11 protein-coding genes and 3 tRNA genes are annotated in these 15,173 nt (G+C 51.5%); 9 read left to right on the forward strand and 5 right to left on the reverse strand.

The window, feature by feature from the left end:
* Nucleotides 1-62: 62 nt before the first annotated feature.
* From P1X16_RS07280 to P1X16_RS07290, 3 genes are all read right to left on the reverse strand, one after another.
* Nucleotides 63-1,247, reverse strand: coding sequence for an acetyl-CoA C-acyltransferase (locus P1X16_RS07280; protein ID WP_277227287.1), 1,185 nt, complete (start codon nt 1,245-1,247; stop codon nt 63-65).
* Between the two features lie 151 nt (nt 1,248-1,398).
* Nucleotides 1,399-2,394, reverse strand: a complete 996-nt coding sequence (locus P1X16_RS07285) for a tetratricopeptide repeat protein (protein WP_277227288.1) — start codon at nt 2,392-2,394, stop codon at nt 1,399-1,401.
* Nucleotides 2,391-3,362 (reverse strand): VWA domain-containing protein, encoded by a 972-nt coding sequence (locus P1X16_RS07290; protein WP_277227289.1) that lies wholly within the window; start codon nt 3,360-3,362, stop codon nt 2,391-2,393. Before P1X16_RS07290 ends, P1X16_RS07285 begins: the two co-directional genes overlap by 4 nt.
* 200 nt (nt 3,363-3,562) lie before the next feature.
* Between P1X16_RS07290 and P1X16_RS07295 the strand changes: the two genes are divergently transcribed.
* From P1X16_RS07295 to ppk1, 8 genes are all read left to right on the forward strand, one after another.
* Nucleotides 3,563-3,650, forward strand: a tRNA-Ser gene (locus P1X16_RS07295).
* An 80-nt stretch (nt 3,651-3,730) separates the two neighbouring features.
* Nucleotides 3,731-3,804: transfer RNA gene (locus P1X16_RS07300), tRNA-Pro, on the forward strand.
* 40 nt (nt 3,805-3,844) lie between these two features.
* Nucleotides 3,845-3,918, forward strand: a tRNA-Arg gene (locus P1X16_RS07305).
* Nucleotides 3,919-4,154: 236 nt separating this feature from the next.
* On the forward strand, nt 4,155-4,820 hold the full coding sequence (locus P1X16_RS07310) for a DUF4468 domain-containing protein (RefSeq protein ID WP_277227290.1): 666 nt from the start codon (nt 4,155-4,157) through the stop codon (nt 4,818-4,820).
* A 431-nt stretch (nt 4,821-5,251) separates the two neighbouring features.
* Entirely contained in the window at nt 5,252-6,040 is a 789-nt protein-coding gene (locus P1X16_RS07315) for a DUF1206 domain-containing protein (RefSeq protein WP_277227291.1), read from the forward strand.
* A gap of 1,088 nt (nt 6,041-7,128) precedes the next feature.
* Entirely contained in the window at nt 7,129-9,105 is a 1,977-nt protein-coding gene (gyrB, locus tag P1X16_RS07320; protein WP_277227292.1) for a DNA topoisomerase (ATP-hydrolyzing) subunit B, read from the forward strand.
* A gap of 149 nt (nt 9,106-9,254) precedes the next feature.
* Nucleotides 9,255-9,635, forward strand: coding sequence for a RidA family protein (locus tag P1X16_RS07325; RefSeq protein WP_277229482.1), 381 nt, complete (start codon nt 9,255-9,257; stop codon nt 9,633-9,635).
* 67 nt (nt 9,636-9,702) lie between these two features.
* Nucleotides 9,703-12,036: a polyphosphate kinase 1 gene (gene ppk1, locus P1X16_RS07330; protein WP_277227293.1), complete on the forward strand. Its 2,334-nt coding sequence runs from the start codon at nt 9,703-9,705 to the stop codon at nt 12,034-12,036.
* 103 nt (nt 12,037-12,139) lie between these two features.
* Here the strand turns inward: ppk1 and P1X16_RS07335 are convergent, their stop codons facing one another.
* A complete protein-coding gene (locus P1X16_RS07335) occupies nt 12,140-13,168 on the reverse strand; it encodes a phosphatase (protein WP_346771238.1) in 1,029 nt (342 codons plus the stop codon).
* Between the two features lie 447 nt (nt 13,169-13,615).
* Entirely contained in the window at nt 13,616-13,897 is a 282-nt protein-coding gene (locus tag P1X16_RS07340; protein WP_277227294.1) for an acyl carrier protein, read from the reverse strand.
* Between the two features lie 443 nt (nt 13,898-14,340).
* On the opposite strand from P1X16_RS07340, the gene P1X16_RS07345 reads away from it, so the two are divergent.
* The gene (locus P1X16_RS07345) at nt 14,341-15,147 is read left to right on the forward strand and encodes a helix-turn-helix domain-containing protein (RefSeq protein WP_277227295.1); all 807 of its coding nucleotides are present in this window, start codon (nt 14,341-14,343) and stop codon (nt 15,145-15,147) included.
* Nucleotides 15,148-15,173: the final 26 nt, after the last annotated feature.

Here is a 15,173-nt window from a genome sequence, read left to right on the forward strand (position 1 = left end):
CGACGTATCAATGCATTTTCTGTAATCCAGCGGCCTCTATGATATTATTTCTAAAATCTATCCTAGAGTTTTTCTACTACAATACTGCTGGCACCGCCACCGCCATTGCATATTCCAGCAACGCCAATCTTGCCACCTTCATTGTGTAGTACGTTCACCAAGGTGGTAATAATGCGTGCCCCAGAAGCTCCCAACGGGTGCCCCAACGAAACGGCACCCCCGTACACGTTCACCTTGGTGCCTTCCAAGCTCAGCAGCTTGTTGTTGGCCAACGATACCACTGAAAAAGCCTCATTGATTTCGTAGAAATCAACGTCTTTGGCTTCTAAGCCAGCGTGTTTCAGCGCCTTGGGAATGGCTAGGGCTGGCGAAGTTGTAAACCATTCGGGAGCTTGCTCGGCATCGGCAAACCCTCTGATGCGGGCTAGGGGCGTAACACCTAGCTCCTCGGCTTTCTCCCGGCTCATGAGCAGTACGGCTGCTGCGCCATCGTTGAGAGTAGAGGCATTGGCAGCTGTCACAGTTCCTCCATCTTTCAAAAAGGCTGGTTTCAGGCCAGGAACCTTCGCGAAATCGACTTTCAGGTATTCTTCGTCGTCTTCAATTACTGTGATTTTGCCACGGCTCTCGACGCTTACGGGCACGATTTCATCTTTTTTCTTGCCAGCTTTGGCTGCCTTCGCACTGCGGGTATAGGATTCAATGGCAAATTCATCCTGCATTTCGCGGGTGATACCCATTTCCTTGGCTGTATTTTCGGCCGCATTGCCCATAGCATAATCGTGGTAGGGGTCCCACAGACCGTCGCGCACCAGACCGTCAATCATTTGGCCATGGCCATACTTCGCCCCGAAACGGGCCTTGTCGAGATAATATGGCACGTTGCTCATGCTCTCCATGCCGCCCGCCAGCACCACTTCCGACTGGCCCAGCATAATAGCCTGTGCGCCAAACATGATGGCCTTGGTGCCCGAAGCGCACACCTTATTAACGGTGGTGCACTCCACTGTGTCGGGCAAGCCAGCCTTACGCGCCGCCTGCCGCGCGGGCGCCTGCCCCAAGTTGGCCGAAATAACGTTGCCCATAATCACCTGATCTACCTCACTTGGGTCAACGCCAGCTTTTTCGAGCGCGCCTTTTATGGCTATGGCGCCGAGTTCGGTAGCCGACAATGAGGCTAAGCTACCGCCAAACGAGCCGATTGGCGTACGAACCGCCGCCACTATTACTACTTCTTTGATTTGCATAAAAAGAGGGGTGGGAATTGATTGAAACGAAGGACAAAGGTAAGTGCTTCACTTGGTGAAATAGTGCACTTGCCGTTCTGGTAGAGCCGCCAGTGCTATACGCAGGAATAGAACATCAAACGCATTATTTCAATCCCACCAGCTGGTTGCTTCACCACGTTGGCTTGCCCGATTCGGGCTTGCGCGTGCTCTTGCGTGGCAGTTGCTGCAAATACTGCTGCTCTGCCGCTTCTAGGGCTTGCAACAACTGGCGGGCTTGGCCGCTGCTGATGTTCATTTGCTGCAACCGGGCCCGTTGGGTCTGTAGCTGGGCTTCATCTAGCGTTGCTGCTTCCGTGCCAGCGCGGTTGCTGACGCCCGACTTGGCTTCAGGGCCAGTTTCACTGTCACTTAACCCAAGAGTAGAACCAGGTTTAGAGCCTTGCGCTACATTACGCTCCGCTCCTTCGCCTGGCTTAAAGCTGCCATTAGCCGAGTTGCCGGGCGCCCCTGAAGGGCGATTTGGGTCGAACTGTCCGTTTTGGTCGGGGCGTGATTGGGGCGCATTGCGCGGCTCATTAGGTTGATTGGGGTCGTTGAGTTCTCCTTGTTTGTCCTGACCAGGACGGGGTGGGGGTTGGCTAGCCGGGTCTTGTTGGGTGTCTCGCTTAGTATCGGCGGTGGGAGGAGCACCAGCAGTGGCTGGAGGCGGAATACTAGGATCGTCACGCCGGCGCCGCAAATAGTCACTGATCAACTCGTAGTTGTAGCGCGCTACTGCATTATTCGGATTAGCCAATAGTGCTTCTCGTAGTAGACGCAATGCCTGCGCATACTCGCCCTTATCAGCCGCTAAAACCCCTAGTTGTTGTCGGGCTACGCTCCGCACTTGCGGTTGACGGCTAGTGAGTAGCCGGCCATAGGCAGCTCGCGCGGCCGTTACCTGCCCCGCCCGCGTGCTGGCATGGCCCCAGTTCAACAAAACGGCTTCGTCAGTAGCCCTTAGCTTTTCTACAGCTTCTCTGTAGAAAGTAGCTGCTACCGAGTAATTGCCACGCTGGTAGGCAGCTTGCGCTTTTTGTACTGCCTCATTGCGGTTATGAATGACATTTAAACCACCCCAACCACCGAATAACACTGAAAAGAAAAGTAGAATACCGGTTTTCATGGTCTGATTACCCGTACCGTTAACAAAATATCAAGAGCTAGCAACGCTAACGCCAAAGCCAGCGGATAGCGGTAGCGGTTGTCGGCAACTGCCACCGAGCGCACTTGTTCGGTTTGCCCCTCAAGCCGGTTCAGCGCATTCACCAACAAGGGAAACTCATCACGCCGTTCCGACAACTCGAAATACCGCCCACCGGTTTGCTCGGCCAGCCGTTGTAGAGGTGCTGGCGTCAAATGACTCACCGCGTCGCGGCCTCGGGCATCCCGTAAGTACCCTCCTTGCGGCCGCGGTAGCCGGCTGCCTTCCAGCGTGCCAACGCCCAATGTAAAAAGTCGCACCCCCGACCGAGCGAGCACGCGTAGCGTAGGCTCCAGGTTTTCGCCGAAATCCTCGCCGTCGCTTACTAGCACAATAGCAGTGGCGCGGGGAGTAGCAGTAGGAAGGATCTTCCCTAGGCGGTCCAGTACCAATTCTAAGGGAGGTGTAAAATCGGTGGCGCCAGCTGGTAGTAAGCTAGTTTGGAGAGTGCTAAGGAATAGTTGCAAAGCACCTTGGTCATAAGTAAGCGGACATTGCACATACGCATCTGCTCCAAACACCACGAGCCCAATTCGATCTGCCTGAAAGCGGCTGATGAGAGTTGCTAGTTCAGCCTTCACTTTTTGCAAGCGTGTAGGTGCCACATCTGGCGCATCCATAGAGCGCGACAAGTCAACGAGCAACCATACATCCTTGCCTGTAGTCCTAACCGGGCGCTGTGTTACACCATAGGCAGGGCCTAGTAGGGCTATAGCGAACAGCCCGAAATACGCTAAGCGTAGGACCAATTTCCAACCCAGCCGCCATCCCCGCTGCCCCAATGGAGCCGCCAGTCGCCGCGTCCGCAGCGCAAAGCCGACATAAAACACAAAAAAAACACCTAGCGCCAACGCCTCCGGCCACGCTATAGGATAAGCCCAGTTTAGCACGTAATTTGAAAAGACAACAAAATGAGAATCATAAAGAAACGTGTTTCAAGCCCTGGGCAAGGCAACAAAGATAAGGCCTTGTAATTGGGCGGCATTTCGTTTTAAACGCATATGCAAGCAAGAAATTTTTCTTGAAAAGCGGTTGTTTATCTATTTGCCTTGTATATTTGCGCACTCTTCAGCCGGAAGGGGATAGAAATAGAGAGATGGGTGAGTGGCTTAAACCAGTAGTTTGCTAAACTGCCGTAGCTCTAAAGGTTACCGGGGGTTCGAATCCCCCTCTCTCTACTTTTCGAATGTTGAATTACGAATGTTGAAGGTTACATGACCATCATCCAACCTTCAACATTCGTAATTTAACTTTTTTTCGGGGTGTAGCGTAGCCCGGTATCGCGCCTGCTTTGGGAGCAGGAGGCCGCAAGTTCGAATCTTGCCACCCCGACAGAAGTACCCCAGCCGCTGGGCCGGAGCCCATGGCTTCTGACCCCGTAGCTCAGTTGGATAGAGCAGCTGCCTTCTAAGCAGCCGGTCATTGGTTCGAATCCAATCGGGGCCACTTTCAAAATTAACCACTTAGCGTAACTGCTGAGTGGTTTTTTTATGCCCCAATGGCAAAGTGTAGAATTATGTGGTTGAGTAAATGATGAAATATTATGGCCGTCTCATACTTAGGGACTTAAGCGGAGTAAGATTTTAGGATTTGAGTAAATAAACTAGATAGGTACACTGCTTTTTGTAAGATAACGATAAGGAATAGGTTTTTTCCTTTGTGTTTTTGTAGATTTGGCCACTATGAAAACAATCTTGCTTTCGCTCTGTGTGTTGAGTAGTGTTGTGGCTCAAGCACAAATCCAAGCCAGAAAGGCTCCGAATACGGTTGATAGCGCCGGTCACAAAGTTAAGTATGAGGGCGAGGTGCAAGTGCCTGGCATTACGAGAGTGGAACTGCAAAACCGAGCAAAAAACTGGTTTGCTGCACACTTCATTGATGCATCTAATCCGCTCATGCTTACCAACACAGAAAATGGTTCGCTTGTAGGCAAAGGGTCTACCCGAGTGAAATTGGCAGGTAACGAAAAGAGCCGAGGCCATCGGGTATGGTTCATTTTCACGTTGGAGGCCAACGATGGGCGTTACCGCTATCAGCTGAAGGATCTGCAAAACCAGATGGATACTACTACCACGTTGGCTGCTACTTTAATGGCCGCGAGGGTAGATAGTCCACAGGTGCAATCTCCAACGCGTAGTGTACCAGTTACGCCTCCGCATAAGGCTGTAGTGGCTGCTAGAAAGCCTACTCAAGGTATCAAGGCCGTAGCTAGTCGCAAGAAGCAGCCAGTTTTTGTTGCTCCGGTTGACCCATTGCAACAATACAAAGGTGCGGTGCAGGAGCAAATGGCAGAGATAGTGAAATCACTGAACACTGCTCTTGCTACGTCTACAGCACAGGACTGGTAGCAGTACTTAGTACGCTGCTGTACTTGCGAGGTGCCTGCACCATACTATCTAAGGTGTAATACCTTGCTACATCTGGATGCAAGCACGGAATTAGTACAGGCAAGTAAGCGTGCCTACTATGAGCATAAGCCATAGTAGGCACGCCCGTGCTTTTATAGCTAGCTACACAATTACCTTTCTGCATACCTCTAACTTGTCACTGGCCTTGATATAAAGAATCCGCTGGGTCCCTAGAGTGGGTATATAGGCTTCGTTATATTCTTGCAATAAAACTTCTTCTAAGCTTTACTTTCTTAAATCACGTAGTAAGCTTGAGCTCTAGAGATTGTATTAACTAACCTTTCTTCTAAATAGCTATTAGATGTTGGTATTGCTAGTCATATCAGATCCTTTTTTTAGATATGACTACTGAGCCAAAGCTGCCGCATCCAGTGAAAAAAACGGTGCAGGTAATGGCCCGCTGGAGCTACGTTGTAAAGGGCTTTCTGTTTTGTGGCGTGGCGACTTTCGCGGCGCGTATGGCGTTGGGTTTAAGCCGCAAAGAGCCTAATCAACGCCAGGTGCTAGAAACTTTGTTTTCTCAGCCTTTGGGCCGGTTTGTATTGGTATTGATAGCGCTAGCTTTATCGGCTCATACTGTATGGCGGGTAGTGGAAACCATTGAGGATCCTTATCAAAAAGGCAAGAGCCCAGGTGGATTGTTGCATCGATTCACCTACCTGCTAAGCGGTATTACTTACGGAAGCTTGGCCGTCACGACATTTAAGCTCGTATTCGGTATTCAGGCAGGGAGTGAAAATTCCAAACAACTCTGGGTAGCCCAGCTCCTGCACCGTGATGGAGGAGAATGGTTGGTAGTGACAGCAGGAGCTATTATGCTTACTTGGGCACTTGTACAACTTAAAAAAGCCATAACCCAAGGGTTATACAAAAGCTTAAGAATTGATGAGCTAGCTTATTTCTGGCGTGCCCTGATTCGCTTAATAGGAGCAGTAGGATTCATCACTCAATCTGCCATACTAGCAGGCATGGGCTACTATTTATTCCGAGCCGCTTGGATGAAGAACCCCAGGTATGTGAAAAGTATAGACGACTTGCTGGAGCTAGTTGGACGCTTACCAAATGGCAGTAATTGGTTGCTGCTGCTGGCAGGAGGAATCTTCTTATTCGGCTTGTTTATGTTCATCATGGCCCGCTACTTCCCGCTCAAGGTAGCTTAGCCACGTGCACCGACAACAGACACAGGTTGGGGCGACGCTCTTTCTGGTTCTTGTTTCGGGGGTAATAGTAAAGGCAAAAGAAAGTCGAACCGCGGTTAGGTTGACTGACAATAAAACTCACCTTGGCAAAAGGGGTTGTATAGCTCCTAAATGTGCCCACCAAGATTAGTTGGCAGGCGGTTCAGGCAAGGGCATCCAATGAGTTACGCCCTTTACGTAACGGTTAACACCATTGCGGTCAGGAGCTACAAACATATGTTTGGCCCCCGCAGTGGTGGGAATTTTGAAAGCGGCAACCGTTATCTGTTGCCAGGCAGTAGGTACGTATACTAATACCTGTTGCCCGGGCTGAGGAAGTTTGTCAACTCGTAGAATCCAAGGCGAAGCAGCTGCACTCATATATCTCGAAAATTGGACACTTGTTCGATTAGGCTGTTTCTTATATTCAACTCTATAGTACAAGCAACCTAGTGCCTTCTTCGCCAGCAAACAGCAAAGCCGCACAATGGCTGATGCACACAACGGAGACTGTACGCAGGTTTGGCAAGTGCGTTTGGTACTTATTGGTTATATCACATTTCGTGTGGCATAGTCGTGCACAAAATAGTATCTGCGGCAACAGCCGTCAGCAGCCAGCCTGCAGTGCCTTCACTGTGTTGTTCGTCAGCCAGCAAAGGCAGTGTTGGTAAGTAGCTGTGGTACTCAAGTAATCAGGTTATTCTACCACAAAGATTTTGAGGAAGGCAATCATAGAGCTAGCCTCAAAGTAGCCAAAGTACCCAGTGGTTAACGGAGGCATTTCTTATGCAAAAATGGACTGGTCGTTTTAGGAGTAGGCATCCACTGAAAACAGTTATTCTGATGGCGTTAAATGCTAGATATACTAGAGGCAGTGGCTGAAGAAACTGAACACTATCAGCCACTTAAAAAGCGTTTCTCGTAGCCTGTAAACCGGGCTTTTTTTACGAGTATTTTTTAGTGGATTTTTTGCTGTAGATATATAGCATAATTGTGGCAAACGCTGGTAAAAACGCAATAAAATCGGTACTTTTGTAGGATAGCACAACCGCTAAACTTACGCCCGAAACATGAGCGAAACGAAAGAGAAAAGAGCCGACGATCAGTACTCTGCCGATAGCATTCAGGTACTGGAAGGGTTGGAGGCCGTGCGCAAGCGTCCCTCCATGTACATCGGCGACACCGGTATCAAAGGACTGCACCATTTGGTGTGGGAAGTAGTTGATAACTCTATCGACGAAGCCCTTGCCGGCCACTGCGACCAGATTGAAGTAACCATCAACGAAAACAATTCTATTACCGTCCGTGACAACGGCCGGGGTATTCCTGTTGATTTCCACCAAAAGGAAGGCCGCTCCGCTTTGGAAGTGGTGCTAACCGTGCTGCACGCTGGTGGCAAATTCGATAAGGACTCCTACAAAGTATCCGGTGGTTTGCACGGGGTAGGGGTGAGCTGCGTTAACGCACTCAGCCAGGACCTGAAAGTGACTGTGCGCCGCAATGGGCACATTTATCAGCAGGAGTACAAAATTGGCGTCCCACAGTACGCCGTAAAGGAAATTGGTGATACCGAGGAGCACGGTACGCAAGTAGAGTTCTTGCCCGACGATTCTATCTTCACCGAAACCGTCTACAAGTATGAAACTGTAGCCAATCGTTTGCGCGAGCTGGCGTATCTCAACAAAGGCATTCGCATTACGCTCACTGACCGTCGTGAGAAAAACGATGATGGCACCTTCCTAGGGGAAGTGTTCTACTCGCAAGGTGGTCTCAGCGAGTTCGTGCAGTATCTCGACGCTGGCCGTATGGTGCTTATGCCCAACCCAATTCACGTTATCAGCGAGAAGGGCGGCACACCTGTGGAAGTGGCGTTGCAGTACAACGACTCGTACCAGGAGCACATCTTCAGCTACGTCAACAATATCAACACCATCGAGGGCGGCACGCACGTAGCGGGCTTCCGCTCGGCTCTCACTCGTACCCTGAAGGCGTATGCCGATAAATCGGGGATGCTTGAAAAAGCCAAGGTGGAGATTCAGGGCGACGACTTCCGCGAAGGCCTTACAGCTGTTATTTCAGTGAAGGTGGCTGAGCCGCAGTTTGAAGGTCAGACCAAAACCAAGCTTGGCAACTCCGATGTGAGTGGCGCGGTGAACACTGTAGTAGGCGAAATCCTCAACCAGTATTTGGAGGAGAACCCCAAGGAAGCTCGTATCATCATCGAGAAGGTGATTCTGGCTGCCCGGGCCCGTATTGCCGCCCGCAAAGCGCGCGAAATGGTGCAGCGTAAAACTGTACTAGGTTCCAACTCCCTGCCTGGCAAACTGGCCGATTGCTCGGAGTCAGACCCCGAGGTTTGCGAGCTGTACTTGGTTGAGGGTGACTCGGCTGGTGGTACTGCCAAGCAAGGGCGTAACCGTGCGTTCCAGGCTATTCTGCCGCTGCGTGGTAAGATTCTGAACGTAGAGAAAGCGCAGGAGCACCGCATCTACGAAAACGAGGAAATCCGGAACATGATTACGGCCCTCGGCGTGAGCTTCGAAAAGAAAACTGACGAGGACGACGGCAGCTCCAGCCGCTCGTTGAACCTTGACAAGCTGCGCTACCACAAGATCATTATCATGACCGACGCCGACATCGACGGCTCGCACATTCGGACCCTGATCTTGACCTTCTTCTTCCGTTACATGCGTGAGCTGGTTGACAAGGGGTACATCTTCATTGCCTTGCCACCGCTTTACCTGGTGAAGCGCGGTAAGGAAGAACGCTACTGCTGGACCGAAGAGGAGCGCATAGCTGCTCAGGATGAAATGGGCCGCGGTAAGCCGGAGACGGTAAACGTGCAGCGCTATAAGGGTCTTGGCGAGATGAACGCCGAGCAGCTCTGGACCACTACCATGCAACCCAATACTCGCTCTCTGAAGCGTGTGGACGTGGAATCGGCCGCTGAAGCCGACCACTTATTCGCCATGCTGATGGGCGACGAGGTACCGCCCCGCCGCGACTTCATCGAGAAAAACGCTAAATACGCTAAGCTCGATGTGTAATTGGAAATAAGAAAAGGCCCGCTGCAAAGTGGGCCTTTTTTGTTGGTTACTGTTTAATACCTAGAAGTAAGCACATTTCGGCGTAGCTCGATGTGCAGCAACGTTTAGTGTTTTGCAAGCACAGTACGTACAGTGAGAAGGTGATTTAGATCATGCGTCAAAACATTAGTTCTGGAGCTCCGTGGGAGCCAATAGTAGGATATTCACGGGCCGTCCGGGTGGGAAATGTAGTAGAAGTGGCTGGCACCACAGCACAAGACGGGGAGGTAGTAACGGGCGACGACGCTTACACCCAAACCAAACGGATACTAGAGAAGCTTGCAGCGGCGCTGGGTGAAGCCGGCGCGGCGCTAACGGATGTCGTGCGGACTCGGATTTACGTAACTGATATTTCGCAGTGGGAAAGTGTCGGGCGAGCCCACGGAGAAATATTCAAAGACATCCGACCGGCTTCGAGCATGGTGGAAGTCCGAGCCCTGATTGATGCCCGGCTGCTAGTAGAAATTGAGGCAACGGCCATCATTTCTTAATCTTAAAATGCCCTTTCCGGGCTGTAAACCCGTATCTTACCCCGTTTTTCCGCGCTGCCTTAGTACTATGAAGCTATTCAAATCTGCCGACCTCATCCGCAAAAGCAAATATATCAGCCGCGACTTAAGCTGGCTGCGCTTCAACTACCGTGTCCTCGACCAAGCCAAGGATCCGGGCCGGACGCTATTTGACCGGTTGCGGTTCCTGAGTATCACATCGTCCAACCTCGACGAGTTTTTCATGATTCGGGTGGGGTCGTTGTATAATTACCTCGATTATGGCAAGGAGCGAGTCGACTATTCGGGGCTGCGCGAGTTGCCCTTTCGGCGTAAGCTGCTCGACTTCGCGCACCGCTTCGTGAACGATCAGTCGCTCACCTACATCAATGAATTGAAGCCACAGTTCGAGAAGAACGGCTTCAACATATTGAAGATGGAGGACTTAACGGAAGTGGAGCTGAAAAAGGTAGATGGCTATTTCAAAAACACCATCTTCCCGCTGCTCACGCCTATGGTGTACGATTCGTACCACGGCTTTCCGTTGATGATGAACCAGATGCTGATTCTGGGCGTAGTGACGCGGACGGGCAATGGCGACTTAGAAACTGAGAAGGGGCAGGAGCGCCTTACGTTCGTGCAGATTCCGCAGAACTTGTCACGTTTCTTTGAACTGAGTCGCAAAGACAAGGTGATATTCGTGCCCATCGAGGAAATCGTGCGCGCCAACTTGCCTAAGTTGTTCCGCAACGTCAGCATCGAGTCAGCCGACTTGTTCCGCATTACCCGCAACGGAGACTTCACACTGGAAGAGTCGGAGGATATAGATACCGACTTTATCAAGGAACTCCAGCAGGGACTCAAGACCCGTAAGCGGGGGCGGGTAGTGCGGCTGGAAGTGGAATCCAACACGTCGGCCTTGCTCATGTCGGTGCTGAAGGAGCGCTGGAAAATTGATAATGGCAACGTCTTCGTTATCAATTCGCTGATTGATTTGAAGGGGCTGCTCCAGATTCTGAAGCATCCTAACTTCCGCAACCGTGGCTCACGGCTGCCTGCACCCGTGGCCCCCCTGAGCTTACCCGAGGGTGCCGATGAGAACCTGTTTGAGTACCTCAAGCACCACGATGTGCTGCTGCACCATCCGTACAACAGTATCGAGCCGATGGTGCGTTTGCTGGAGCAAGCGGCGGAAGACCCGCAGGTGCTAGGTATCAAGCAAACCATCTACCGCCTTGCCGAAGATTCGCGGGTGTCGGCGGCGTTGCTGAAGGCGGCCGAGAACGGCAAGCACGTATCGGTCTTGTTTGAAATCAAAGCGCGCTTCGATGAGGAACGTAATATTCGGGAAGGGGCACGGCTGGAAAAGGCTGGCTGCTTTGTCATCTACGGCGTGTCGAAGTACAAGACGCACACCAAGATGCTGATGATTATCCGCAAGGAAGGAGAGAAGGTGACGCGCTACATGCACATTGGGTCGGGCAACTACAACGAGCAAACCAGCAAGCTGTATACCGACGTGAGCTTACTCACTACCAACGATGTGTACGGTCATGACGTGTCAGAATTCTTCAACGTTATTACCGGTCACTCCCAACCCGACGATTACGAGTACCTCATTACGGCGCCTAAAGACATGCGCCAGCAGCTCATTCACCTCATCCGTGAAGAGGTAAAGCACGCCAAGAAAGGGTTGCCGAGCGGTATCGTAATGAAAATGAACTCCTTGGAGGACAAGGAGATGATAGACGAGTTCTACAAGGCGTCGAAGGCGGGCGTACCCATCCGCTTTATTGTGCGGGGTATTTGCTGCCTCCGCCCGGGCCGGCCGGGACTGAGTGAGAACATCGAGGTGCGCAGCATCGTCGGCGACTTGCTCGAACACGCGCGCCTGTTTTATTTCCACCAGGCAGGCCAGCCGAAAGTGTATGCCGGCTCTGCCGATGTGATGGTGCGCTCCTTCGACCGGCGCATCGAAGCCCTGTTCTTGATTGTGAACCCGCAGCTCAAACGCGAAGCTATCAGTATCTTGATGCTCAACCTGCTCGACAATCAGAACTCGTATACCATGCGTGAAGATGGGGCTTACATCCGGCGCCAGCCTGCGCCCGGCGAGTCTATTGTCAACGTGCACCGCGACTTCTATCGCCGCGACGACGACCGGCTTGCTGCTGCTACGCCCGAAGCGCTACTGGCCCTGCTCAATCAGCAAACGGTGCGTAGCAAAGAAGACGAAAGTGCGGCTGCCACTGAAGCTGAGATAGCCGCTGCCGAAGTTGACTGCGAACTTGATGGACCAGAGGCTGACTTTCCAACTGAGGAAACGAGTGAACAGGAAACAGTTGCTTATCCGGTTATTATCGGTGATGGTGAAGACAGCGGTTTGAACGTTCCGAATGTGTAAAACCAATAGAAGCTAGAAAAAGCAAAGGACCTTCCTCATCTGAGGAAGGTCCTTTGCTTTTTAGGCTAACAAGAGACTAAGTGAGACTAAACGGCTCTAGCCATTACTCCACTTCGGTAGGGCGCGTTTGGGGAGTGGGGAAGGGGATGCTTTTGGAATGGTCTTGGCGAGACCGTATTTCGTCGAAGTGTTCCTCAAACAGGGTTTGCAGCATACCGTCTTTTAGACCAATATCAGGCACAATCATTTGGTGCACGTTGGCCCATTCCATAGCGGAAAGGTAGATATGGCCAGCGGGCACAATAACATCGGCACGGTCGGGGTTGAGCATGGCTACGTTAACCCGCTCGTCCATGCTCATGGTGGTGAGGTTGTGCAGCACAGTAGCAATACGGCGGCGCGTGACGGGCTTATCGAGCTGCGTCTGGGCGATGCTGTAGAGCTTGTTGATGTTGCCGCCCGTCCCGATGGCACGCGTGACGTGGTAGCGGCGGGCGTTTTCCTTCACCCATTCTTCCATGCGCTGCCAAAGGTCGTTTTGGGCACCTGTGTTGGCTTTGCCGCTTTCTTCTTGCTGCATCCGCCGGATAGAACCTATCTCAAACGACTGCGACGCCACTTTGCGCCGGTCGTGGTAGATGTTAAACTCGGTGCTGCCGCCGCCTACGTCGATGTGCAGGTAGTGCTTTTTGTCTTCGAGCAGATGTTCGATAACGCGGTTGATGTAGGCCGCTTCGGCTTGCCCATCAATTACTTGCACCGTCATGCCGAGTTCCTGCTGAATGCGGGCCGCCACTTCAGCCCCGTTGGAGGCAGTGCGCATGGCGGAAGTAGCGCAAATCAGGTAGTGATTTGGCGCCACATCGTGCACCTCCATTAGCAGTCGCAGGGCGTGCAGAAACTTAATGAACTTCTCTTGTTTCTTGTCGGAAATGGTGCCCGTGGCAAACACATCTTCGCCGAGCCGAAGCGGGTAGCGTACGTATTCCACCCGCTTTAGGCGGTACCGGTCGCCGTAGTGGAGGACTGCTGAAATTTGGCAACGAACGGCATTAGAGCCTATATCAATAGCGGCCAACTTCAGTAGCGGATACTCCATCAGGACGGGGGATGAGGTGAAAAATCGGGTCAAAGATAGCCGTTTGCAGAAAGCAGACCATCTTTTCTTGAATTTTTCCCATCTGTTGCGCTTCCTCAAGACGTGTTGCTTGCTACTTACCGTGTTGATTTATCTTTTCCTGTTTGAGCATCAAACATGTTCGTTCTATCGCTGCTAGTAGAGGTTTGCTCCTGTAAATCAGGATGTAAATTCACACTCGACGAGCCGTTGAAATACAAGGTTCTGCATGGCACCTAGGTGCATGTACAGCTGTCGGCTAGCCTGAAAACCTGCTTTGGGGCTGGCGGGTGGATGGATCGCTATTTACTCTTTTTTCAGCTAGGCGGTAGTGAGTTGATTTTAGGGCCTAAGCAAGATATCCCGTGTTTCAGTGGGTTTTATAGCATGAAGTAAGAAACACCTGTAGATTTGCATGCATCACATGTACGACATGCACGCAATTGTTATAATTTTAGTGAACTAAACTGCTGAATCATAAGAGGCCCAGCGGCGCAGTGATGTTGCTACATAGTCGAAAAGGTCATCGATGGTGAAGAGGGGTACTTCATCGGGAATGGGGATATGAAAGCAACCTTCCAAATCGAAAAGGCAATCGATGAAATCGAGTAGATCGAAGCTAATTTCCCGGCTTGGGCGCAAATTCAGGCTTTGCTGTTTAAGCTCATCGATTTTGTACATGCTGACGAGGCGTAGCACCAGTTGAATCAGAGATTTAAAAACGAAGCTTGTTACAGAAATCATAGCAAAACAGAGTGGGAAGCAAGAGCGAGAATCTGGGTTGAGCCTATCGAGAAAGTCAGATAGCAAGACAGGAAGTACTAAGCCCCGCTACAAGGCAGTTATAGGCAGTCAATACAGATAGGAGGAAGGGGATTAGCTCTTTCATAGCCTGTAGTGGTTAGGTGATAGACCAAAGGTGGCGCACTAAAGCAACACAGGGAATAGAAAATCCGGTGAACCGTTACCAGCGGTGTCTGAACCGTCGGCTGCCGGGTCTGAACCGTTGAGAGAAGATTGGATGAAGGCAGCGATTTGGGTTACTACTCTTGCAGTGGGCTACGACTTATTTGCTGTTACTCCTTCAGTATCAGATGTTGACAGTAAATGTCTGTTACCTTGCGTACCAGTTGCGCCGTGGGTGTAATGCCTTTCTGTAGCCACCACTATCTAGTTAACCAGCTGCCATGCACGTTCAGCAGTTTGCCCCGCCCGACTACCTTAAGGAGTACGTCCGCTATTTCTGGCTGCTGGAAAGTGCTGGCGACAACGCCAGGATGAAGACCTTTCGGATGATAGCCGACGGGTATCCGGGCCTGATTTTCCAACAGCCAGAATACCCGCTTTTTCAGGATGAAACGCACGCGCAATGGCCGCGGGCGTTCCTGTATGGCCAAACCACCGCCTCCGGCGACATCTATGCGCCCGGCTCCTTCAAAACCCTCGGCGTCTATTTTCACCCGAGCGCGCTGCCCGCTGTGTTTGGTTTCGATGCCGATGAGCTAACTAATTCCTGCCTGGACCTTAACCTGCTGACGGCGCCGTTATTCGAGCAATTGGTGAATACAGAGCCAGTCGGCCAGCAGATCGAACTGTTATCAACGTTCTTGTTTGCCTTGATTCAGAAAAACAAGGCCGTGATAAGCCAGGATATTCAGTATTCGCTCCGCCAGATGCACACTACGGGTGGGGGAGTTTCCTTGCTGAGCTTGCAGGAAAGCCTGCGTATGTCAGAGCGCAGCTTTCAGCGCAAGTTCAAGCAGCACGTGGGCATCTCACCCAAGCTGTTTTCCAGAATCTGCCGGTTTCAGGTCTCGCTAAACCAGCTGCGAAGCCGTCAGTACCGCAAGCTCTCTGATGTGGCTTTCGAAAACGACTATGCTGATCAGTCGCACTACATCCGTTCGTTTCAGGAATTTGCGGGCTGCTCTCCCTATCAGTACCAGAAACAAGTGAAGGAACTGGTAGAAAACTTCCCACTCATCATCCAGTAGTAGCTGTCGGTTTTGTTCTATTTTGC

Source organism: Hymenobacter sp. YC55 (genome assembly GCF_029433095.1).
Taxonomy (GTDB): Bacteria; Bacteroidota; Bacteroidia; order Cytophagales; family Hymenobacteraceae; genus Hymenobacter.